Below are 22489 nucleotides of genomic sequence, written 5' to 3' on the forward strand. Positions count from 1 at the left end.
CGGTTCCGGAGAGAGGGGCCCCGCGGTGAACGACCGACAGGACGCGTACGACCCGTACGCCGCCCAGGAGCAGCAGCTCATCGGCTACGACCCGTACGGTCGGCCGGTGTACGGGCAGGCGCCGGCCCAGGCCCCCGCCTACGGGGCGTACGAGCAGCCGTACGGGTACGAGTACGAGGCGAACGCCCCCGAGCAACACCCCTACCCGCAGGCCCCGGCCGCTGCGGACCACGGCACGCGGGACGCGGCGTACGGGCAGGACGCGGCGTACGGCCAGGAGCAGTACGGCCCCGGCGCGGGCCACGGGTACGACACGCGGCAGACCCAGCAGTGGATCCCCCACCAGCAGGCCCCGCAGCCGGCCCCCCATCCACAGGCCCCGTCACCCGCACCCGCACCCCAGGTCCCCGAGCCGCGCCGGGCCGAACCCCGGGCCGCCGCTCCCGAGGCCGGGGCCGTCCCCGAAGCCGGCCGGGACTACCGCACGGAGATGTTCGCGTTCATCGACCAGCCGGACGAGGAGTCCGAGGACGTCATCGACTGGCTCGCCTTCACCGAGAGCCGCACCGAACGCCGCGAGGAGGCTCGCCGCCGCGGCCGCAACCGGATCGTCGCGCTGATCGTCGTCCTCGCCCTGGTCGTCGTCGGCGGCGCCGGATACCTCTGGTACGCGGGTGACCTGCCCTTCCTCGACGGGCCGGGCGCGCAGAAGAAGCCGGCCGCCGCCGGGGCGCAAAAACGCGACATGATCGTCGTCCACGTGCTCAACACCAAGAAGGGCGGCTCTTCCACGGCGCTGCTCGTCGACAACGTGACCACGAAGCAGGGAGCCACCGTCCTGCTGCCGAACACCCTGACCGTCCCCGGACAGGACGGCACCGGCCGGCCCCTGTCCAAGGCGGTCGAGGACGGCGGCCTCGGCACCCGCGAGGCACTCGACTCGGTCCTCGGCACCCGGATCGGCGGGACCTGGCGCCTGGACACCCCCTTCCTGGAGCGGCTCGTCGAGTTGGTCGGCGGCATCGTCGTCGACACCGACACCGCCGTCCCCGCCGACGACCAGGCCAAGACCCCGGCCGTGTCCCAGGGCGCCAAGCAGAACCTGACCGGCGCGATGGCCGTCGCCTACGCCACCTACCGCGCCCAGGGCGAGCCGGAGAGCAAGCAGCTGCAGCGGCTCGGCACGGTGCTGTACGCCGTCCTGCGCAAGATCCCCGGCGACCCGAAGGCGGCGGCGGTGACCGTCGACAGCATGGGGCAGATCCTGGACCCGGCGCTCAACGCGCAGAACCTGGGCGCACTGCTGTCGCGGATCGGCGAGCACGCCAAGGCGGGCGCATACCGCACCGAGGTGCTCCCCGTGAAGCCGGACGGCGGCCTCGCCGACGGCGCGGGGAAGAAGGCCGTCGACGACATCCTCGGCGGTTCCGTCACCGCCGTCCCCGGCGCCGCGCCCCGGATCGGCCTCAAGGACGCCACGGGGGACGAGAAATCCCAGCTCGCGGCGAAGGCGGCACTGCTGAACGGCGGCTACACGCTCGTGGAGGGCGGCAAGGCCGACAAGACCGGGACCGTCACGCAGATCACCTACCGGGACGACGCGCTGCGGGCCAAGGCGATCGAGGTGGCCAAGACCCTGGGACTGCCGGAGACGGCCGTCAAGAAGGCCGACAGCGCGGTGAACGCGGACGTCGTGGTGCTCCTGGGCAAGGACTACAAGGCGTCCTGAGCCCTCGCGCCGGCCCGTGAACTGCGTGTTCGCCCGCGCGGAACCTACCGCGCGGGCGGTGTCGGCGGTACGTGAGACCCTTGAGAGGATCTGCCCGCCAACCCGAAAGCATGGCCAGTGACCGCCACGGACCGCTCCATCGAGCTCATCACCGCCGCCGCCCAGGCCGCGGCCGACCGGCTCGCGCACGACATCATCGCGTACGACGTCAGCGACGTGCTGTCGATCACCGACGCCTTCCTCCTCGCCTCCGCGCCCAACGACCGCCAGGTCAAGTCGATCGTGGACGAGATCGAAGAGCGCCTGCTCAAGGAACTCGGCGCCAAGCCGGTGCGCCGCGAGGGCGACCGCGACGCCCGCTGGATCCTCCTCGACTACGTCGACATCGTCGTGCACGTCCAGCACAGCGAGGAGCGGGTCTTCTACGCGCTGGAGCGCCTGTGGAAGGACTGCCCCGAGATCGAGCTTCCCGAGGACGCCAAGCTCACCATCGGCAAGGCCGAGGAGCACGCGAAGCTGCGCGAGGCGCAGGGAGACGACGAACTGGACGGTGATCTGTTCTGAGCACGACCGACACGGGCACGACCGGTACGACCGCCTCCACCGCGCCGACCGCCTCCGCGACACCGGCCGCATCGGCCGCCGCATCGGAGGGCAAGAACGGTCGGACCGGCCGGAAGATCGTCCTTTGGCGGCACGGACAGACCTCCTGGAACCTGGAGCGCCGCTTCCAGGGCTCCACGGACATAGAGCTGACCGAGGCCGGTGTGGCGCAGGCGCGCCGCGCCGCCCGGCTGCTCGCGTCGCTGAATCCGGACGCCATCGTCGCCTCCGACCTCCGCCGCGCCTCTGCCACGGCCGCCGAGCTGGCCACCGTCACCGGTCTCCCGGTGGCGCACGACGAGGCGCTGCGCGAGACGTACGCGGGCGAGTGGCAGGGGCTCACGCACGAGGAGATCCTCCACAAGTACGGCGAGCAGTACGCGGCGTGGAAGCGCGGCGAGCCCGTACGACGCGGTGGCGGCGAGCTGGAGACCGAGGTGGCCGACCGGGCCGCGCCGGTGGTGCTGCGCCACGCCGACCTGTTGCCCGAGGGCGGCACGCTCGTCGTGGTCAGCCACGGCGGGACGATCCGTACGACCATCGGCCGCCTGTTGGGGCTGGAGGCGTCCTCCTGGGAGAGCCTGGGCGGGCTCTCCAACTGCTGCTGGTCGGTCCTCGGTGAGGGCGCGCGCGGCTGGCGCCTCATGGAACACAACGCCGGCACGCTGCCGGAGCCGGTGCTCGGCGACGACGACTGAGCACCGCCCGTGCGGGCCCCCGGCCGGATTTCACTTTCCGGCTGGTCACAGGCTAGAGTTCTTCTTGTTCGCAGCGCGGAACGCCGGAAACGGGGGCAGCGCGGCGGAGAGCGGGGCTATAGCTCAGTTGGTAGAGCGCCTGCATGGCATGCAGGAGGTCAGGAGTTCAATTCTCCTTAGCTCCACAATCGGTATCCCGTCCCCAATAGGGGGCGGGATACTTGCGTTTGTTCCGTTTGCGCTTGCTGACCCGGCCCGTACCGGCATGGCAGAATCGGACGGCCGGAGGGGGACACGACGGCCCGACGCGGGAGGGAGTCGCTGACGGATGGGTGCACACCGGCGGCGGTGCGACTGGTGCAACAACGGCACGCCGATCGTGCGGGACATGGAGCCGGTCAACCCCGACTACCAGTACTGGTGCGAGGAATGCGCACGGGCGCTGATCATAAAAGGCGACCCCATCGAGACGTACCGCGAACTGGAGGGCGAGCCGATCTACGGCCGGCTGCTCGACGAGCACTGCACGCTCAAGCGCTTCTACCAGTTCGCGAAGGCGTGATGAAACGGACGTAGTGGTATACATCGGGCATGGCCTCGGGGTCACGGAAATCGATTTTTGGACCAGGGCCATGACCGTGTAATGTTTGGGACGTCGCCAAGGGGAACCAGCAAGGGAAACCCAAGCGGCAGGCAGTACGAGGGGCTATAGCTCAGTTGGTAGAGCGCCTGCATGGCATGCAGGAGGTCAGGAGTTCAATTCTCCTTAGCTCCACAGTGAAGAGGAAGCGGGCCACCCGGATCGGGTGGCCCGCTTCTCGTTGTGCGGAACGACCGAGCGGGTGTCGGGGCCGCTGCGGTACCCTGACGCCATGCGTGCCGTACGCCTTCTGCTTACCGAGCCGCGCTGATCAGACCGACCTTTCGAGACGGTCGGCATCGGCGCGGCGTCCCCTCCTGTGCGAGGGGTTTTTTCGTTTGGGCAGGCAGAGACGGCAGAGACGATCGATGGAGCTTCAGAAATCATGAGCGAGACGAACACCCCGGCCCCCGAGGCGGCCGAGGCGCACCGCTACACGGCTGCCATGGCCGCCGACATCGAGGCACGCTGGCAGGACGTATGGGACGCGGAGGGCACCTACGAGGCCCCCAACCCGACCGGTGACCTGGCCGGAGACCCCGCGGTCGTCGCGCGACCCGGCATGTTCATCATGGACATGTTCCCGTACCCGTCCGGTGCGGGCCTGCACGTCGGCCACCCGCTCGGGTACATCGCCACGGACGTCTTCGCCCGTCACCAGCGGATGTCCGGCCACAACGTCCTGCACACCCTGGGCTTCGACGCCTTCGGCCTGCCGGCGGAGCAGTACGCCGTGCAGACCGGCACGCACCCGCGCGTGTCCACCGAGGCCAACATCGAGAACATGAAGGTCCAGCTGCGCCGGCTGGGCCTGGGCCACGACAAGCGCCGGTCGTTCGCGACGATCGACCCGGACTACTACAAGTGGACGCAGTGGATCTTCCTGCAGATCTACAACTCCTGGTACGACACCGACGCCAAGAAGGCCCGCCCGATCGCCGAGCTGGTCGCCGCCTTCGAGGACGGCTCCCGTGAGGTCCCCGGCGGCCGTGCCTGGGCGGAGCTGGACGCGGGCGAGCGGGCCGACCTGCTCAACGAGTACCGGCTGGCCTACGCCTCGGACGCGCCCGTGAACTGGTGCCCGGGACTGGGCACCGTACTGGCGAACGAGGAGGTCACCGCCGACGGCCGGTCCGAGCGCGGCAACTTCCCCGTCTTCAAGGCGAAGCTGAGCCAGTGGAACATGCGGATCACGGCCTACGCCGACCGCCTGCTGGACGACCTGGACGCGCTGGACTGGCCCGAGGCCATCAAGCTCCAGCAGCGCAACTGGATCGGTCGCAGCGAGGGCGCGCGCGTCGACTTCCCCGTCGGCGACGACGCCATCACCGTCTTCACCACCCGCCCCGACACCCTGTTCGGCGCCACTTACATGGTGCTGGCGCCCGAGCACGAGCTGGTCGAGAAGATCGTCCCGGCCGTGTGGCCGGAGGGCACCCACCAGGTGTGGACCGGCGGCGCAGCGACCCCGCGCGAGGCGGTCGACGCGTACCGCAAGCAGGCCGCGGCCAAGTCGGACGTCGAGCGCCAGGCCGAGGCCAAGGACAAGACCGGTGTCTTCACCGGCGCCTACGCCACCAACCCGGTCAGCGGCGACCAGGTCCCCGTGTTCATCGCCGACTACGTCCTGATGGGCTACGGCACCGGCGCGATCATGGCCGTCCCGGCGCACGACAGCCGCGACTTCGCCTTCGCCCGCGCCTTCGAACTGCCCATGCGCTGTGTCGTCGAGCCCTCCGACGACCGTGACGCCGACCCGGCGGAGTGGGACGACGCGTTCTCCTCCTACGACGGCACGATCGTCAACTCGACCGGCCAGGGCGTCTCCCTGGACGGCCTGGGCGTCGTCGAGGCGAAGGCCCGCATCACCGAATGGCTGGCCGGCCGCGGCATCGGCGAAGGCACCGTCAACTTCCGCCTGCGCGACTGGCTGTTCAGCCGCCAGCGCTACTGGGGCGAGCCCTTCCCGATCGTCTACGACGAGGACGGCGTCGCGCACCCGCTGCCCGAGTCGATGCTGCCGCTGGAGCTGCCGGAGGTCGAGGACTACTCGCCGCGCACCTTCGAGCCGGACGACGCCGCCTCGAAGCCCGAGACCCCCCTGTCGCGCAACGCGGACTGGGTCCACGTCGAGCTGGACCTGGGCCGCGGCGAGGGCGTCAAGCGCTACCGCCGCGAGACCAACACCATGCCGAACTGGGCCGGTTCCTGCTGGTACGAGCTGCGCTACCTGGACCCGCACAACGACTCGGCGCTGGTGGACCCGGCCATCGAGCAGTACTGGATGGGCCCGCGCGACGGCGCCCCGCACGGCGGCGTCGACCTGTACGTGGGCGGCGCCGAGCACGCCGTGCTGCACCTGCTGTACGCGCGGTTCTGGTCCAAGGTGCTGTTCGACCTGGGCCACGTCTCGTCCGCCGAGCCGTTCCACAAGCTGTTCAACCAGGGCATGATCCAGGCCTACGCGTACACCGACGCGCGCGGCGTGTACGTGCCGGCGGCCGAGGTGGAGGAGCGCGACGGCGGCTACTTCCACCAGGGCGAGCCGGTCAAGCGTGAGCACGGCAAGATGGGCAAGTCCCTGAAGAACGCCGTCACGCCGGACGAGATCTGCGAGGAGTACGGCGCCGACACGCTGCGCCTGTACGAGATGGCGATGGGTCCGCTGGACGTGTCGCGTCCGTGGGACACGCGGGCCGTGATCGGCCAGTACCGGCTGCTCCAGCGCCTGTGGCGCAACATCGTGGACGAGGAGACGGGCGCGGTGACCGTCGTCGACGCCGAGCCGGCCGAAGACACCCTGCGCGCGCTCCACAAGGCCATCGACGGGGCCGGCGCGGACATGGCGGGGCTGCGCTTCAACACCGCCATCGCGAAGATCACCGAGCTGAACAACTTCCTGACCAAGGCCGGCCGGCCGCTGGAGCGCTCGGTCGCCGAACGGCTGGTGCTGCTCGTCGCCCCGCTCGCGCCGCACATCGCGGAGGAGCTGTGGCACCGGCTGGGGCACAGCGATTCGGTGGTCTACCAGGACTTCCCGGTCGCGGACCCGGCGTACGTGGTCGACGAGAGCGTGACGTGCGTCGTCCAGGTCAAGGGCAAGGTCAAGGCCCGCCTGGAGGTGTCGCCGACGGTCTCCGAGGGTGAGCTGGAGCAGCTGGCTCTGGCCGACGAGGCGGTCGTGGCGGCGCTGGGCGGGGCGGAGATCCGCAAGGTGATCGTCCGCGCGCCGAAGCTGGTGAACATCGTCATCTGAGCGCTGTCACCGAGCGCCGTCGCCGAGTGTTGTCGTACGCCGCTCGGCGTGGCCGGGCTCTGGGGCCGGGCCGTGGGGCCGGGTGTAGGGGTCTTCCCGTACGGGCAGGTTGGGGGTTCGAATGGAACCCCCGGCCTGCCCGTTGCGTTTACGGTGGAGGGGACGGAATAGGCAGGGGAAGGGAGCCTCATGGAGGCGGGCGCGTTGGTCATCTTTGCCCTGTTGGTGCTGTTCGCCTTCTTGGGGCTGGGTGTGTGGGCCACGGTGAAGGCGGTCGGCGCCGCGAAGCGCGGCGTGGATCGGACGATCACACAGGCCCGGCGGACGGTGGAGGACACGACCCTCAGGGCCCGGAGCCTCGGCCAGGTGGGCGTCACCGCGGGGCTGGCGCAGCTACGGCTCGACCTGCGGACCTCGATGCGGGCGACGCAGCAGACGCTGTACCAGGGCGTGCAGACGGACAGCTCGCTGAGGGAGTCGATCGGTCTCTTCGAGAGGCTGAGCGAGCACGGTCACGACCTGGACGCCGAACTGAAGCGGCTGGAACAGGAGCCCGACCGCAAGCGGATCGCCGCAAGCCTGCCCGACCTGCGGGAGCGCACGCGTAAGATCACGGAGTCGGCCGACTCCTTGCGGTGGGCGGCGCGGGAGCGCGCCCGGCGTTTCGCGGAGGACGAGCTGTCCGCGCTGTCTGAGCAGATCGAGGTGGAATCGGGCGCCCTGCGCGACTGGTCGCGGGAGTCGGTGGACGACCTGACGGCGGCGGCGGCCTCATGGGACGCGGCCGCGTCGGAGAGCCGCCCCGGCGGCTCCGAGGAGCACCGCCCCGCCGCTCTGAAGCCCGCGTCCCCGCCTGTGCGTCACCCGTGGCAGAAGACGCCGCGACCGGAGACGACGGCGTGAGGCCGGCGGCAGCCTGACGACTCGGGCCGAGGTTCGTGAGAGGTCCGCGCCGGTCGTGTGCGGGCTTCCCGCCGGGTGCTCGTGAGGGGGCCAAGCTGCCGGAGGGGGCTCGCTGGCGGTAACCTCCCGCTCATGTCCCGCCATGTCGCGATCGTCACCGATTCCACGGCCTACCTGCCCCCACCGGCGATGGTGCGGCATCGGATCACCGCTGTCCCCCTGACCGTGGTGCTCGGCGACGAGGCGCTCGAAGAGGGCACCGAGATCTCGGCCCGCAGCCTCGCGCTGGCCCTGCAGAAGCGCCGCTCGGTCACCACGTCCCGCCCCAGCCCGGAGGACTTCGCCCGCGCCTACCAGGCGGCGGCCGACGCCGGCGCGACCGGCATCGTCAGCCTCCACCTCTCCGCCGAGTTCTCCGGCACCTGCGACGCCGCCGTGGTAGCCGCCAAGACCGCACCCGTCCCCGTCAGGGTCGTCGACACCGGCATGGTGGCCATGGCCCTCGGGTTCTGCGCGCTCGCCGCCGCCGAGGTGGTGGAGAGCGGCGGGTCGGCCGACGAGGCCGTGGCCGCGGCGGAGAAGCGGGCCGCCGACGTGTCGGCGTACTTCTACGTCGACACGCTCGACTACCTCCGTCGCGGCGGCCGCATCGGCGCCGCCCAGGCCATCCTCGGCTCGGCGCTCGCCGTCAAGCCGCTGCTCACGCTGGACGGCGGGCGGATCGAGATGCTGGAGAAGGTGCGTACGGCGTCCAAGGCCATCGCCCGCCTGGAGGAACTGGCCGTCGAACGCGCCGGCACGGGCAGCGTCGACATCGCGGTACACCACCTCGCCGCGCCGGAGCGGGCCGAGGCGCTGGCGCAACGGCTCCGGGAGCGGATTCCCGGGTTGGTCGAGCTGCACGTCAGCGAGGTCGGCGCGGTCATCGGCGCGCACACCGGGCCGGGGCTGCTGGCGGCCGTGGTATCGCCTCGCTGATCCCCGCTGCGATCGGGCGGGTCACCGGAACGAGTGGCCGCGTTATCCACAATGGGCTTGTCATCCACAGGAATTGAGGCCTCCGAACGAAGATCGGGAGGGGCCCCTACCGTCGTGGCATGACTCTACGAACGCGTACTTCGTCCCTTTCCCGAGCCGGCGCCACCAGTGGCCCCGGCCGCTCCCGACGGTCCGACGGCCGGTTCCGCGACGGCCGGCGGCGACCGCCCGCCGATCCCGTGACGGTGCGGCGCCGGGCCGAAGCCATCCTGACGGCGCCACCCCCCGGACCTCTGCCCGGACCCCTCCCCGGACCTCTGCCCGGACCTCTGCCCGTCCGGGGGGCCGTACCCGGCCCCGCGCCCGAGGTCCCGGCCTCCGGTCCCGCCCCCGAGGTCCCGGCCTCCGGAGCGGTCGTCGGCCGCGAGCCGGTGGCCGTGGAGGAGGCGGCCCCGCCGGACCGGCGGGACGCGTGGCGGCTCGCGGTGCGGGAGCGGCTGCCGGTGTGGGTGCAGGCGCGGTGCGGGGTCGAGCCGCGGACGGTGGCGGCGCTCGCTGTGGTGCTGGTCGCCGGGGTGGGTTTCGCGGGGCAGCAGTACTGGTCGGCCCGGCCGGGGCCGGTGACCGCGCCGGCCGTCGTCGCCCCCGCTTCGCTACCCGCACCCGTCCCCGCCCCGGCGGCCCCGCCACCCACCGGCGGTACCAGGGTCGTGGTGGACGTCAGTGGCAAGGTCCGGGAGCCCGGGGTACGAACCCTGCCCGCCGGGGCGCGGGTGGAGGACGCCCTGGCCGCCGCCGGGGGAGTGCGGCCGGGCACCGACACGAGCGGGCTGAACCGGGCCCGGGTGCTGGTGGACGGCGAACAGGTGGTGGTGGGCGCGCCCGCGCAGCCCCCGGCGGGCGGTGGCGGCCCGGGTTCCGGGTCGGCCGGCGGCCCGTTGAGCCTCGGCACCGCCACCGTCGCACAACTCGACGGGTTGCCCGGGGTCGGTCCCGTGCTCGCACAGCACATCGTCGACTTCCGGACCGCCCGGGGCGGTTTCCGATCAGTGGAGGAACTCCGGCAGGTCAACGGGATCGGCGAACGCCGGTTCTCCGACCTGCGCAAGTTGGTGCGGCCGTGAACCGCCCTGGGGAGGCCGGGCCGATGGACCTGCGGCTCGCCGTGCCGGCGCTCGCCGCGTCGGCGGCGGCCGCCGTCGCCCTCGACGCACCGGCCGGGTGGACCGCCGCCGGAGTGGGTCTGGCGGTGGCCGCGGCGGGGCTGTCACTCCTGGCCGGCCGCCGAAGGCCGCGTCCGCTGTGGAGGCTGGGTACGGTCGCTGCCGCCGGGTTGCTCTGCGCGGGCGCCGGCGCCGGGGTGGCGGGGCTTCAGCGGGTCGAGGCGCGGGCAGGTCCCGTCGTGGGCCTGGCCGACGAGCACGCCCGGGTCTTGGCGGAGGTCACCGTCGGCTCCGATCCCCGCGCTGTCGGGCCGGGGAGCGGGCCGCCGATGGTGACGCTGGACGCGGTGGTGACCCGGGTGACCGGCCCCGACGGGGCGCGGAGCAGGGTCGAGACGCCGGTGCGGGTGTTGGCCGGGCACCCGGCATGGGCGGCATTGCAGCCCTCGACACGGGTCGAGGTGGTGGGGCGGCTGTCACCGGGCCGGGGTGGGGAGCGGGCGGTCGCCTTGCTCCGCCCGGCCGGGGACGCGCCGCCGAGGGTGATCCGTGGCCCCGGTGCGGTGCAGCGGTTCGCCGGAACGCTGCGGGCGGGGCTGCGGGAGGCGACGCGGGGGTTGCCGCCCGACGCCGGGGCGCTGCTGCCGGGGCTGGTGGTCGGCGACGTGTCCCGGGTTCCGCCCGATCTGCGGGAGGCGTTCCGGGCCACCGACCTGCTGCACCTGCTGGCGGTGTCCGGCTCCAACCTCACCGTGGTGCTGTTCCTGCTCATCGGCTCCCCGGCCGCCGCGCAGCACGCCGAGCGGCGCGGGTTGGCCCCTCGCCTCGGGCTCTCGCTGCGGGCGACGGCTCTATGCGGGGCGGCGCTGACGCTCGCCTTCGTGGTGGTGTGCCGGCCCGAACCGAGCGTGCTGCGGGCCGCCGCCTGCGGAGCCGTCACCCTGCTCGCCCTGGCCACCGGTCGGCGCAGATCGTTGGTTCCGGCACTGGCCGCGGCTGTGCTGCTGCTGGTCCTGTACGACCCCTGGCTGTCCCGTAGTCCCGGGTTCCTGCTGTCCGTGCTGGCGACCGGAGCGCTGTTGACGCTGGCGCCGCGGTGGGGCGAGGTTCTGCGCAGGCGGGGCGTGCGGCCCGGCCCCGCGGATGCGTTGGGGGCCGCCGTGGCCGCCCAGGCGGTGTGCGCCCCGGTGGTGGCGGTGCTCTCCGCCCGGGTGAGCCTGGTGGCCGTGCCGTGCAACCTGCTGGCCGAACTCGCGGCGGGTCCCGCCACGGTGCTGGGTTTCGCGACGCTCGCGGTGGCACCGCTGTACATGCCGGCGGCGGAACTCCTCGCCAGGTGTGCGGGCGTGCCGGCCGGGTGGATCGCGGGAGTGGCCCGCGCCGGCGCGAGGCTGCCCGGGGCGGAGCTCGCCTGGCCCGGCGGGTTCGCGGGCGGCGCGCTGCTGGTGGCGGCCACCGCCGGTGTGCTCGGCCTGTGCGTCCGGTGGGGGCGCAGGTGGTGGTTCTGCTCAGCCTTGGCCGTGGCGCTGCTCGCCGCCGTACTCAGGCCGCCTCTGCTCATCCGTACGTTCAAAGGATGGCCGCCGCCCGACTGGAGTTACGTCCAGTGCGCGGTGGGGCAGGGCGACGCGGCCGTCATCGCCGTGGGACCGGGAACGGCGGTCGTCGTGGACGCGGGACCGGAGGCCGGGCCGGTGGACGCCTGCCTGCGGAGCCTTGGTGTGCGCAAAATCCCATTGCTCGTCCTGACGCACTTCCACGCCGACCATGTGGGCGGGCTGGCGGGTGTGCTTCGCGGTCGGGCCGTTGGGTCGATCCAGACGACGACATTGGAGGAACCCGCGCCCCAGGCTGAGTTCGTCCGGCGCACGGCGGCCGGAGCCGGGGTGCCCGTGGTCGCCGCCGTGGCGGGTGAGCGGCGCCGGACCGGGCCGCTGGAGTGGCGGGTGCTGTGGCCGCCGCCCGGGGGGCCGCCGACGGAAGGTCCGAACGACGCGAGCGTCACCCTGCTGGTGCGAACCTCCGGCTTGACCCTGCTCCTCCTCGGTGATCTCGAACCACTCGCCCAGCAATCGCTGTTGAGGGATCACCCCGAACTCGGACCCGTGGACGTGTTGAAAGTCGCCCACCACGGCTCCGCGCACCAGGACCCCGACCTTCAGGCGCGGGTCAGGCCACGGATCGCGCTCGTCCCGGTGGGCGCCGGAAACCGGTACGGTCACCCCGCGTCCGTGACCCTCGCCAGGCTGCGGGCGATGGGTACGCTCGTTTTGCGCACCGACACCGACGGCAGCGTGGCCGTCGCGGGAAGCGGTCCCGGGCTACGGGCGTTTCCGGCCGGCCGCCGACGAGAGCGGCGCGGGCTTACCGGGCGCGACCCTTCTGTTTGCCCCCAACCCGGCAGCATGATCGAATGCGTCTTCGCCAGAACGGTCCAAGTCCACACTGCACGGGGGTGCATCAACCATGTTCGGACGCCGACGGGGGATGGAGACGGGCGGCAGCGCCGCCTCTCACACGGCCGCGACGCTGACGCTGCCACACACGGCCCGGTTGCTCAGCTGCCGGGTGCTCGACACGGTGCACCAGCCGGTGCGCCAAGCGAAGTTCGAGGTGACCGACCCGATAGGCCGTCGGGTCGTCAGCGGGGAGACCGACCCGTACGGCGGGTTCACCGCAGCCGTGCCGGAGGGGGAGTACCGGCTTTCCGTCACCGCGGAGGGCTTCGCGCCCTTCCACGGGGCGACGCTGGTGGGGGACCCGGCGCAGCGCGGCACGGCGGAGATCGTCCTCGATACGGTGGAACCTCCACTGCTGCCCGCGCCCGGGCACTGGGAACTCGATCCGACGCACTCGTCGATCGGCTTCACCGCACGGCACATCGGCTTCGCCCGGATCCACGGCCGGTTCACGACCTTCGCCGGCGCGGTACGGATAGCGGAGCGGATGGAGGACTCCTCGATGCGCGTCATCATCGACGCGGGGAGCATCGACACGGGACTTCGGATGCGGGACGACCACCTGCGTTCCGCGGACTTCCTGGACGCGACGCGCCATCCCACGGTGGAGTTCTACAGCGAGCGCTTCATCCACCGAGGCGGCAGCCGTTGGGCCGTCGCCGGCGCCCTGACCCTTCACGGTGTCAGCCGTTCCGTCACCCTGGACACCCAGTACCTGGGCAACGGCACGGGCCTCCAGGGCGAACCGCGGGCCGCGTGCCGGGCCACGACCGAACTGAACCGCGAGGACTTCACACTGAACTGGCAGTCGGTGCTGGCGCACGGGGTCGCGGCGATCGGTGCGAGCGTCGAGGTCGAGCTGGACATCCAGATCGTCCACAAGGCCTGAGGAGGTCGGGGCGGGGCTCAGGGAGCCTCCAGCCACCCCTCGTAGGCGGCGGCCAGGTCGTCCATCGATCCGGAATCGAGCCTGCCCTGCGGGTCCTCGACCACCACCAGCCACTGGGCGTCCTCCGCGTCGTCCTCACCGGCGAGGGCGTCGCGGACCAGTTGGGGCTCCTCGGGCAGGCCGAATCGGTCCACGATCTCGGCCGCCACCTCCTCGGCCGCGTCGCGGTCGGGCAGGACCAGTACATGTCGCACGTTCACCCGACCATTCTCCGGGACGGTGCCGCTCCGGTGGATCGGGGGAGGGGGGTTGTCGGTGGGGCGTGGGATGCTGGAGGCGATGGCCACCAGGAAGAACCCCACCGACGATCCGCTCGCCCCGCTCACCCTTGCGGTGGGACAGGAGGACCTGCTGCTCGACCGCGCCGTACGGGAAGTGGTGACGGCGGCGCGTGCCGCCGATGTCGACACCGACGTCCGGGACCTCGCCTCCGAGCAGCTCCAGCCCGGCACGCTGGCCGAGCTGACCAGTCCCTCGCTCTTCTCCGAGCGCAAGGTCCTGATCGTGCGCAACGCGCAGGACCTGTCCGCCGATTCGGTGAAGGAGGTCAAGGCGTACCTCGCGGCGCCGTACGAGGAGATCATCCTCGTCCTCCTGCACGCCGGTGGCGTCAAGGGCAAGGGCCTGCTGGACGCGGCGCGCAAGGCCGGTGCCCGGGAGGTCGCCTGCCCGAAGATGACGAAGGCGGCGGACCGGCTGTCGTTCGTGCGGGGGGAGTTCCGCACGCTGGGGCGTTCGGCCACGCCCGAGGCGTGCCACAGCCTGGTCGACGCGATCGGCAGCGACCTGCGGGAGCTGGCGAGCGCGGCGGCGCAACTGTGCGCGGACGTCGAGGGAACCATCGACGAGGCCGTGGTGGGGCGTTACTACACCGGCCGGGCGGAAGCCTCCAGCTTCACCGTCGCCGACCGGGCCGTGGAAGGACGGGCGGCGGAGGCCCTCGAAGCCCTGCGCTGGTCACTGTCCACGGGTGTGGCGCCGGTTCTGATCACCAGCGCCTTGGCCCAGGCGGTCCGGGCCATCGGGAAACTGGCCTCGGCTCCGAGGGGGGCCCGTCCGGGCGACCTCGCGCGGGACCTGGGCATGCCGCCGTGGAAGATCGACCGTGTCCGGCAGCAGATGCGGGGCTGGTCGGCGGACGGCGTCGCGGAGGCGTTGCGCGCGGTGGCGCTGGCCGACGCGGGGGTGAAGGGCGGCGGCGACGACCCGGCGTACGCCTTGGAGAAGGCGGTCGTAGCGGTCTCCCGCGCGGCCCGCCCGGCACGCCGCTAGGCCTGTCGCCAACCGAGGCACCGCAAGGCGGAGGACCGCCCGTCCGTGTACTGAACGTGGTCGGGGCCCCGATGCCGTCGGAGGCGCCGGGGGCGCGGTGTGAGGCCGTGGCCGGGGGAAATCCGACAGGGACGGCCTGGCCTCCCGGCGGGGCGGTGTCAGAGGCCTTGCGCCTCCCGGCGCTCCTTCCGGTCCGCCCGGGGACGGTGACGGGCCGGCCGACGGGAAAGCCGGCGTGCGTGCGCACAGCACCTCCGCGCGGTGCCCGCAGGCGCGCGGGCCGCCCAGTGGAGCTGCGGGACAGGGCCGCGGGACGAACTGCCCCCCGCCATGCCTGCCGGTCACGGTTGCGCCGTGAGCCTCGCGCAGCTCGGTGCTGCCGGCCGTGCGTGCGCTGCGCGAGACGGTCCGGCGGTCGCGGCCCGTCGCCCGGCGTCCGCGCTTGCCTCGCGGGCAGCCGGTGAGTAGAGCCGAGGCTGACCGAGGGGACGGGGGCGTCGTCGCTGGCGCCGGTCGGTGTGCGGACCCCCGGTCGCCGACAGGTCCGCTCGCTTGGCGGGGTGGGGTGACCCGCGCGTGGGTCCGGCAGGGCGGTCGGGTGGCCGTGCCGGGTGATCCGCACGGGAGGTGGGTCGGGCCGGCCTACGGCGGGCCCGCAGCGGGGGTCGTCACCGGCAGCAGCCCGACGGCGGCCGGCTCGGCGACCGAGTCCCGATGCGGTCTCGCGGCGTCGGCGCGGACGGGCACGTCGCCCGTCCACGGCGCCGGCCGGGGCAGCTCCTGGCCCCCGGGGTGGGCCGGGGCGGCTCCCGACCCGGGGTGGCCCCGGGCCGGCTCCTTGTGCCGGGGTGGGCGTGGGCGTATGGCTTCGCAGGTGGTGGTGGGGATGACGAAGGCCCCGGTCGCACCCTGGGGAAGGGTGGCGGCCGGGGCCTTCGGATACTTCTGGGTGCGCCGCACCCGCGTGGCGAACGCTTCGCGTGCGGCGCGGTTGCCGGTCGGGAGCGGGAGAGAGGGCCCGCTTGATCCCTACCCGGCGATCACATCAGGAGCTCAGCCCTGGAGGGTGGCAACCTTGGTGGCCAGCGCCGACTTCTTGTTGGCGGCGGCGTTCTTGTGGATGACACCCTTCGAGACAGCCTTGTCGAGCGCGCGCGCGGCGGCACGGGAAGCCACGGTGGCCTTCTCGACGTCACCGGCGGCCACGGCCTCGCGGGCCTTGCGGATCGCGGTCTTGAGCGAGGACTTGACGGCCTTGTTGCGCAGGCGCGCCTTCTCGTTCGTCTTGTTCCGCTTGATCTGGGACTTGATGTTCGCCACGAAAGAGCCTTTTCAGGTTCAGAGTTTGATCTTCGGATTGCGCCCCGGACGGTGAGAGGCCGTACGAGACACAGCTGCCCAGGCTACCAGGCACGCTCCGGGCGGCCCAAACCGGGCGCACTGCGCCGGCCATGGGACCATGGGACTCTGCATATACGAGACCACGTTCCGACTGCGACCCGAGAATCAGGACACTGCGTGCCCGCGATCCCCAGCCACGTGCCCGAGCCGAGCCGTACCGACCCGGCGCTGATCCGCAATTTCTGCATCATCGCGCACATCGACCACGGCAAGTCGACCCTCGCCGACCGGATGCTCCAGCTGACCGGCGTCGTCGACCAGCGGCAGATGCGCGCCCAGTACCTCGACCGCATGGACATCGAGCGTGAGCGCGGCATCACGATCAAGTCGCAGGCGGTCCGCCTGCCCTGGGCGCCCACCGAGGGGCCGGGCAAGGGCAGCACGCACATCCTGAACATGATCGACACCCCCGGTCACGTCGACTTCACGTACGAGGTCTCGCGCTCCCTCGCCGCGTGCGAGGGCACGGTCCTCCTCGTCGACGCCGCCCAGGGCATCGAGGCGCAGACCCTCGCCAACCTGTACCTGGCGATGGAGAACGACCTCGCGATCGTCCCGGTCCTGAACAAGATCGACCTGCCGGCCGCCCAGCCGGAGAAGTTCGCCGAGGAGCTCGCGAACCTGGTCGGCTGCCAGCCCGAGGACGTGCTACGGGTCTCGGCGAAGACCGGTCTGGGCGTGGAGGCGCTGCTGGACAAGGTCGTCGCCACCGTTCCCGCCCCGGTCGGCGTCAAGGACGCCCCCGCCCGCGCGATGATCTTCGACTCGGTCTACGACTCGTACCGCGGCGTCGTGACCTACGTCCGTGTCGTCGACGGCCAGCTCAACAAGCGCGAGCGCATCCGGATGATGTCCACCGGCGCCACGCACGAACTGCTGGAGATCGGTGTCTCCTCGCCCGAGATGACCCCGGCCGACGGCATCGGCGTCGGCGAGGTGGGCTACATCATCACCGGCGTGAAGGACGTCCGTCAGTCCAAGGTCGGTGACACGATCACCAGCCTGCACAACGGCGCGACGGAGGCCCTCGGCGGCTACAAGGACCCGAAGCCGATGGTGTTCTCGGGCCTGTACCCGCTGGACGGCTCGGACTACCCGGACCTGCGCGAGGCCTTGGACAAGCTCCAGCTCAACGACGCCGCGCTCGTCTACGAGCCGGAGACCTCGGCGGCGCTCGGCTTCGGCTTCCGCGTCGGCTTCCTGGGCCTGCTGCACCTGGACGTGGTCCGCGAGCGCCTGGAGCGCGAGTTCGGCCTCGACCTGATCGCCACCGCCCCGAACGTGGTCTACCGCGTCGTCCTGGAGGACGGCAAGGAAGTCACCGTCACCAACCCGAGCGAGTTCCCCGAGGGCAAGATCTCGGACGTGTTCGAGCCGGTCGTGCGGGCCACGATCCTGGCGCCCAGCGAGTTCATCGGCGCGATCATGGAGCTGTGCCAGACCCGCCGCGGCACCCTGCTCGGCATGGACTACCTCTCCGAGGACCGGGTCGAGATCCGCTACACGCTCCCCCTCGCGGAGATCGTCTTCGACTTCTTCGACCAGCTGAAGTCCAAGACGCGCGGTTACGCCTCCCTCGACTACGAGCCCACCGGCGAGCAGTCCTCCAGCCTGGTCAAAGTCGACATCCTGCTGCACGGCGACAAGGTCGACGCCTTCTCCGCCGTCTGCCACAAGGACGCCGCCTACGCCTACGGCGTGCGGCTCGTCGCCAAGCTGCGCGAGCTCATCCCGCGGCAGGCCTTCGAGGTGCCGATCCAGGCGGCCGTCGGTTCCCGCGTCATCGCCCGCGAGACCATTCGCGCCATCCGCAAGGACGTCCTCGCGAAGTGCTACGGCGGTGACATCTCCCGTAAGCGGAAGCTGCTGGAGAAGCAGAAGGAAGGCAAGAAGCGGATGAAGATGGTCGGCTCCGTGGAGGTCCCGCAGGAGGCCTTCATCGCCGTCCTCTCCAGCGACGAGTCCGGCGGCAAGAAGAAGTAGCCGGCGGGCGACCCCGGTCGTGACAAACGGGCCCACATGCGGACGCATGTGGGCCCGTTTCGTTATGAACCGGCCGCCCGCCGCCCCTTACGCGAGGGCCGGGCGGCCTTTAGTCTGATCACTGCTCGATGGTTACTCGCCAGTCACAAACTCGCCAACAGCACGTGCGCAGGTCCCCACCCCGCCAGCCCCAAGCGCCCCACGCCCACGCTGTCGCGTGGACCGGTCCGGAGGATGTCGTGAGCGACACACAGACCTTGATCGAGAACCGCCCGCCCACCGTGGCGGCCCTCTTCCTGGAGCGTGTCGCCGCCACGCCGGACGGGGAGGCCTACCGGTACCCGGTCCCTTCGGCCGACGGCGCGCCCGACGACTGGAAGTCGCTCAGCTGGGGCCAGGCCGCCGACCGGGTGTTCGCCATCGCGGCAGGCCTGGCCGACCTCGGCCTCGGCCCCGAGGACCGGGTCGCGCTCGCCTCCAACACCCGGGTCGAGTGGATCCTGGCCGACCTCGGAGTGATGTGCGCCGGCGCCGCGACCACCACCATCTACCCGAGCACCAACGCGGAGGAGTCGGCGTTCATCCTGGCCGACTCCGAGAGCCGGGTGCTGATCGCCGAGGACGCCAAGCAGCTCGCGAAGGCCCGCGCGCACCGCGCCGACCTGCCGCGCCTGGCCCACGTCGTCGTCCTGGACGCCGCGGACGCGCTGGAGGCGGACGGGGACCCCGAGGGTTGGGTCCTGTCCCTCGACGCCCTGGAGGCGCGCGGCAAGGAGTACCTCGCCAAGCACCCCGAGGCGGTCAAGGAGCGGATCGCCTCCATCACCGCGGACCAGCTCGCCACGCTGATCTACACCTCCGGCACCACCGGCCGTCCCAAGGGCGTGCGGCTGCCGCACGACAACTGGTCGTACATGGCCAAGGCGACCGTGGCCACCGGCATGATCCACGCGGACGACGTCCAGTACCTGTGGCTGCCGCTGGCCCACGTCTTCGGCAAGGTGCTCACCTCCGGCCAGATCGAGGTCGGTCACGTCACCGCCGTCGACGGCCGCATCGACAAGATCATCGAGAATCTGCCGGTGGTGCAGCCGACCTACATGGCGGCCGTTCCGCGCATCTTCGAGAAGGTCTACAACGGCGCCGCCGGCAAGGCCCGGGCCGCGGGCGGGGCCAAGTACAAGATCTTCAAGTGGGCCGCCGAGGTGGCGCGCGAGTACGCCAAGACCCGCCAGGACAACTACCGCCGCACCGGGAGCACCAAGGTCCCCGCCGGACTCGCCGCCAAGCACAAGATCGCCGACGCGCTCGTCTACTCCAAACTCCGCGACGCCTTCGGTGGCAAACTGCGCGCCGCCGTCTCCGGCTCCGCCGCACTCGCACCCGAGATCGGCTACTTCTTCGCGGGCGCCGGCATCCACATCCTGGAGGGCTACGGGCTCACCGAGTCCAGCGCCGCCTCCTTCGTCAACCCCGGCGAGGCCTACCGCACCGGCACCGTCGGCAAGCCGCTCCCCGGCACCGAGGTCCGCATCGCCGAAGACGGCGAGATCCTGCTGCGCAGCCCCGGCATCATGCAGGGCTACCACCGGCTTCCCGACAAGACCGCCGAGGTGCTGGAAGCGGACGGCTGGCTGCACACCGGCGACATCGGCGAACTCTCGCCGGACGGCTACCTGCGCATCACCGACCGAAAGAAGGACCTGATCAAGACCTCGGGCGGCAAGTACGTCGCCCCGGCGGAGGTCGAAGGCCAGTTCAAGGCGATCTGCCCGTACGTCTCCAGCATCGTGGTGCACGGCGCGGACCGGAACTTCTGCTCGGCGCTGATCGCGCTCGACGGCCCGGCGATCTTGACCTGGGCGGCCGAGCACGGCCTGGAGGGCAAGACGTACGCCGAGGTCGCGGCGGCGCCCGAGACGAACCGGCTGATCGAGACGTACGTCCAGACCCTCAACGAGGGCCTCCAGCGCTGGCAGACGATCAAGCAGTTCCGGCTGCTGCCGCGTGACCTGGACGTCGAGCACGGTGACCTCACGCCGAGCCTGAAGCTGAAGCGGCCGGTCGTGGAGCGCGAGTTCAAGCACCTCATCGACGAGATGTACGTCGGGGCCAACGAGGCGTAAACGACCTTGGGGCAGTGCGGGACAATGGGCGCATGCCTTCCGCACTGCCCGACGGTGAACCCATGCCCGAAGACGGCTCCCTGCCGGCGCACGCCCTCGCGGGTGCCGGGGAGCGGCCGCTCGGGTTCTACCTGCACGTCCCGTACTGCGCCACGCGCTGCGGCTACTGCGACTTCAACACCTACACGGCGACCGAGCTGCGGGGTACCGGGGGCGTGCTCGCCTCCCGCGAGAACTACGCCGACACCCTGATCGACGAGGTCCGCCTCGCCCGCAAGGTGCTGGGGGAGGACCCCAGGGCCGTGCGGACGGTGTTCGTGGGCGGCGGCACGCCGACGCTGCTGCCGGCCGCCGACCTCGTACGGATGCTCGCCGCGATCCGCGACGAGTTCGGTCTGGCGCCGGACGCCGAGATCACGACGGAGGCCAACCCCGAGTCGGTGAACCCCGAGTACCTCGCGGAGCTGCGCGCGGGCGGGTTCAACCGGATCTCCTTCGGCATGCAGAGCGCCAAGCAGCACGTCCTGAAGGTGCTGGACCGTACGCACACCCCCGGGAGGCCGCAGGCGTGCGTCGCGGAGGCGCGGGCGGCGGGCTTCGAGCACGTGAACCTGGACCTGATCTACGGCACCCCGGGGGAGTCGGACGACGACTGGCGGGCGTCGCTGACGGCCGCGCTGGGAGCCGGTCCCGACCACATCAGCGCCTACGCGCTGATCGTGGAGGAAGGGACGCAGCTGGCGCGGCGGATTCGGCGCGGCGAGGTCCCGATGACGGACGACGACGTGCACGCCGACCGGTACCTGATCGCGGACGCGGTGATGGCGGAGGCCGGGTACCACTGGTACGAGGTGTCGAACTGGGCCACCTCCGAGGCCGGGCGGTGCCTGCACAACGAGCTGTATTGGCGCGGGGCCGACTGGTGGGGCGCGGGGCCGGGCGCGCACTCGCACGTGGGCGGGGTGCGGTGGTGGAACGTGAAGCACCCGGGGGCGTACGCCGCCGCGCTGGCCGAGGGCCGCTCCCCCGGGGCCGGGCGGGAGCTCCTGTCGGAGGAGGACCGGCGGGTGGAGCGCATCCTGCTGGAGCTGCGGCTGGTGGACGGCGTGCCGTTGTCGCTGCTCGCGGAGGCGGGGGTGGCGGCGTCACGGCGCGCCTTGGCGGACGGGCTCCTGGAGCCGGGCCCGTACGAGGCGGGCCGCGCCGTGCTGACGCTGCGGGGGCGGTTGCTGGCCGATGCCGTGGTCCGGGACCTGGTCGACTGACGTCGGGCGGCGGGGTGCGGGGTTGCCGGGTGCGGCGCCGTTGCGCTGCGCGGCCCGGCTGCGCCGGGCTTTCCGGGGCTCCGCCCCGGACCCCGCGCCTCAAACGCCGGCGAGGCTGGATCTACCGGACCCCGCGCCTCAGTCGCCGGCCGGGCTGGATTTGCCCGGCCCGTGCCTTGAACGCCGGTGGGGCTGGATTTGCCCGGCCCGTGGCTCGAACGCCAGGGGGCCGGGTTTGCCCGGCCCGTGCCTCAAGCGTCGGCGGGGGTCGTGACGTGGTCGATGAGGTGTTCCACCGCGCCCAGGAGGGTGGGTTCGAGGTCCTTGTAGGACGTCACGCGGGAGAGGATGTGCTGCCAGGCCGCTCCCGTGTTCGGGGGCCAGCCCAGGGCGTCGCAGATGCCCGTCTTCCAGTCCCGGCCCGGTGGGATCACCGGCCAGGCGGGGATGCCCAGCGCCGACGGTTTCACCGCCTGCCAGACGTCCACGTACGGGTGGCCCACCACCAGGACGTGCGGCGACGTCACCGACGCCGCGATGCGGGACTCCTTCGAACCCGGCACCAAGTGGTCGACCAGCACGCCCAGGCGGGCGTCCGGCGCGGGCGCGAAGTCCGCGACGATGGCGGGGAGGTCGTCGATGCCCTCCAGGTACTCCACGACGACGCCCTCGATCCGCAGGTCGTCGCCCCAGACCCGCTCCACCAGCTCCGCGTCGTGGCGGCCCTCGACGTAGATCCGCCCCGCCCGCGCCACCCGCGCCCGCGCCCCGGGGACCGCCACCGAGCCCGACGCCGTACGGGCGGGAGCCGCCGCCGCGCGGGCCGGGCGGGTCAGGGTGACCACCGCGCCGTCCAGCAGGAACCCGCGCGGCTCCAGGGGGAAGGCGCGGCGCTTGCCGAAGCGGTCCTCCAGGGTCACCGTGCCGGCTTCGCAGGCCACCACCGCGCCGCAGAAGTCGGTGGTGGCCACCTCCACCACCAGGCCCAGGTCCGCCGACACCTCCGGAACGGCCTTGGCGCGCTTCCACTGCGGGGTCAGATCGGGGGAGTACTCACGCATCCG

Annotated in this window: 16 protein-coding genes, 2 tRNA genes and 1 pseudogene; 16 read left to right on the forward strand and 3 right to left on the reverse strand. The window is 72.0% G+C overall.

Annotation, left to right across the window (positions count from 1 at the left end; genetic code table 11):
• Positions 1-25 precede the first annotated feature (25 nt).
• From ACV7NM_RS21420 to ACV7NM_RS21475, 12 genes and pseudogenes are all read left to right on the forward strand, one after another.
• Positions 26-1729, forward strand: coding sequence for an LCP family protein (locus ACV7NM_RS21420; protein WP_463411778.1), 1704 nt, complete (start codon positions 26-28; stop codon positions 1727-1729).
• A gap of 117 nt (positions 1730-1846) precedes the next feature.
• On the forward strand, positions 1847-2293 hold the full coding sequence (rsfS, locus tag ACV7NM_RS21425) for a ribosome silencing factor (RefSeq protein WP_136215683.1): 447 nt from the start codon (positions 1847-1849) through the stop codon (positions 2291-2293).
• A gap of 116 nt (positions 2294-2409) precedes the next feature.
• Positions 2410-3030 carry a histidine phosphatase family protein gene (locus ACV7NM_RS21430; RefSeq protein WP_463414019.1) on the forward strand — a complete coding sequence of 207 codons (621 nt, stop codon included), beginning with the start codon at positions 2410-2412 and terminating at the stop codon, positions 3028-3030.
• Positions 3031-3142: 112 nt separating this feature from the next.
• Positions 3143-3215, forward strand: a tRNA-Ala gene (locus ACV7NM_RS21435).
• Between the two features lie 143 nt (positions 3216-3358).
• Positions 3359-3592, forward strand: a complete 234-nt coding sequence (locus tag ACV7NM_RS21440) for a hypothetical protein (protein WP_136215681.1) — start codon at positions 3359-3361, stop codon at positions 3590-3592.
• A 140-nt stretch (positions 3593-3732) separates the two neighbouring features.
• A tRNA-Ala gene (locus tag ACV7NM_RS21445) sits at positions 3733-3805 on the forward strand.
• Between the two features lie 250 nt (positions 3806-4055).
• On the forward strand, positions 4056-6926 hold the full coding sequence (gene leuS / locus ACV7NM_RS21450) for a leucine--tRNA ligase (RefSeq protein ID WP_463411779.1): 2871 nt from the start codon (positions 4056-4058) through the stop codon (positions 6924-6926).
• Positions 6927-7115: 189 nt separating this feature from the next.
• Positions 7116-7829 carry a hypothetical protein gene (locus tag ACV7NM_RS21455; protein ID WP_463411780.1) on the forward strand — a complete coding sequence of 238 codons (714 nt, stop codon included), beginning with the start codon at positions 7116-7118 and terminating at the stop codon, positions 7827-7829.
• A gap of 132 nt (positions 7830-7961) precedes the next feature.
• Positions 7962-8807 carry a DegV family protein gene (locus ACV7NM_RS21460; RefSeq protein ID WP_463411781.1) on the forward strand — a complete coding sequence of 282 codons (846 nt, stop codon included), beginning with the start codon at positions 7962-7964 and terminating at the stop codon, positions 8805-8807.
• 119 nt (positions 8808-8926) lie between these two features.
• Positions 8927-9931, forward strand: coding sequence for a helix-hairpin-helix domain-containing protein (locus ACV7NM_RS21465; protein ID WP_463411782.1), 1005 nt, complete (start codon positions 8927-8929; stop codon positions 9929-9931).
• A pseudogene (locus ACV7NM_RS21470) lies at positions 9853-12312 on the forward strand (ComEC/Rec2 family competence protein); the annotation flags it as partial. The gene ACV7NM_RS21465 and the pseudogene ACV7NM_RS21470, both read left to right, overlap by 79 nt.
• Before the next feature lie 124 nt (positions 12313-12436).
• Complete coding sequence (locus ACV7NM_RS21475) at positions 12437-13318, forward strand: YceI family protein (protein WP_463411783.1); 882 nt, start codon at positions 12437-12439, stop codon at positions 13316-13318.
• Between the two features lie 17 nt (positions 13319-13335).
• On the opposite strand, the gene ACV7NM_RS21480 is transcribed toward ACV7NM_RS21475, so the two are convergent.
• A complete protein-coding gene (locus tag ACV7NM_RS21480) occupies positions 13336-13578 on the reverse strand; it encodes a hypothetical protein (RefSeq protein ID WP_463411784.1) in 243 nt (80 codons plus the stop codon).
• Positions 13579-13657: 79 nt separating this feature from the next.
• Between ACV7NM_RS21480 and holA the strand changes: the two genes are divergently transcribed.
• Positions 13658-14650, forward strand: a complete 993-nt coding sequence (gene holA, locus ACV7NM_RS21485; RefSeq protein ID WP_463411785.1) for a DNA polymerase III subunit delta — start codon at positions 13658-13660, stop codon at positions 14648-14650.
• Between the two features lie 1053 nt (positions 14651-15703).
• Here holA and rpsT read toward each other — a convergent pair.
• Positions 15704-15970, reverse strand: coding sequence for a 30S ribosomal protein S20 (gene rpsT / locus ACV7NM_RS21490; RefSeq protein WP_030159297.1), 267 nt, complete (start codon positions 15968-15970; stop codon positions 15704-15706).
• 198 nt (positions 15971-16168) lie between these two features.
• Here rpsT and lepA point away from each other — a divergent pair, with 198 nt between their 5' ends.
• The 3 genes from lepA to hemW all read left to right on the forward strand — a co-directional run bounded on the left by lepA (position 16169) and on the right by hemW (position 21425).
• A complete protein-coding gene (gene lepA / locus ACV7NM_RS21495; protein ID WP_463411786.1) occupies positions 16169-18034 on the forward strand; it encodes a translation elongation factor 4 in 1866 nt (621 codons plus the stop codon).
• Positions 18035-18273: 239 nt separating this feature from the next.
• On the forward strand, positions 18274-20160 hold the full coding sequence (locus tag ACV7NM_RS21500) for an AMP-dependent synthetase/ligase (RefSeq protein ID WP_463411787.1): 1887 nt from the start codon (positions 18274-18276) through the stop codon (positions 20158-20160).
• 32 nt (positions 20161-20192) lie between these two features.
• A complete protein-coding gene (hemW, locus tag ACV7NM_RS21505) occupies positions 20193-21425 on the forward strand; it encodes a radical SAM family heme chaperone HemW (RefSeq protein ID WP_463411788.1) in 1233 nt (410 codons plus the stop codon).
• A 251-nt stretch (positions 21426-21676) separates the two neighbouring features.
• Here hemW and ACV7NM_RS21510 read toward each other — a convergent pair whose 3' ends face one another.
• The gene (locus ACV7NM_RS21510; RefSeq protein WP_463411789.1) at positions 21677-22486 is read right to left on the reverse strand and encodes a DUF3097 domain-containing protein; all 810 of its coding nucleotides are present in this window, start codon (positions 22484-22486) and stop codon (positions 21677-21679) included.
• Between the last annotated feature and the right edge of the window lie 3 nt (positions 22487-22489).

The sequence above is a fragment of the Streptomyces sp. Tek67B01 genome (genome assembly GCF_055231995.1).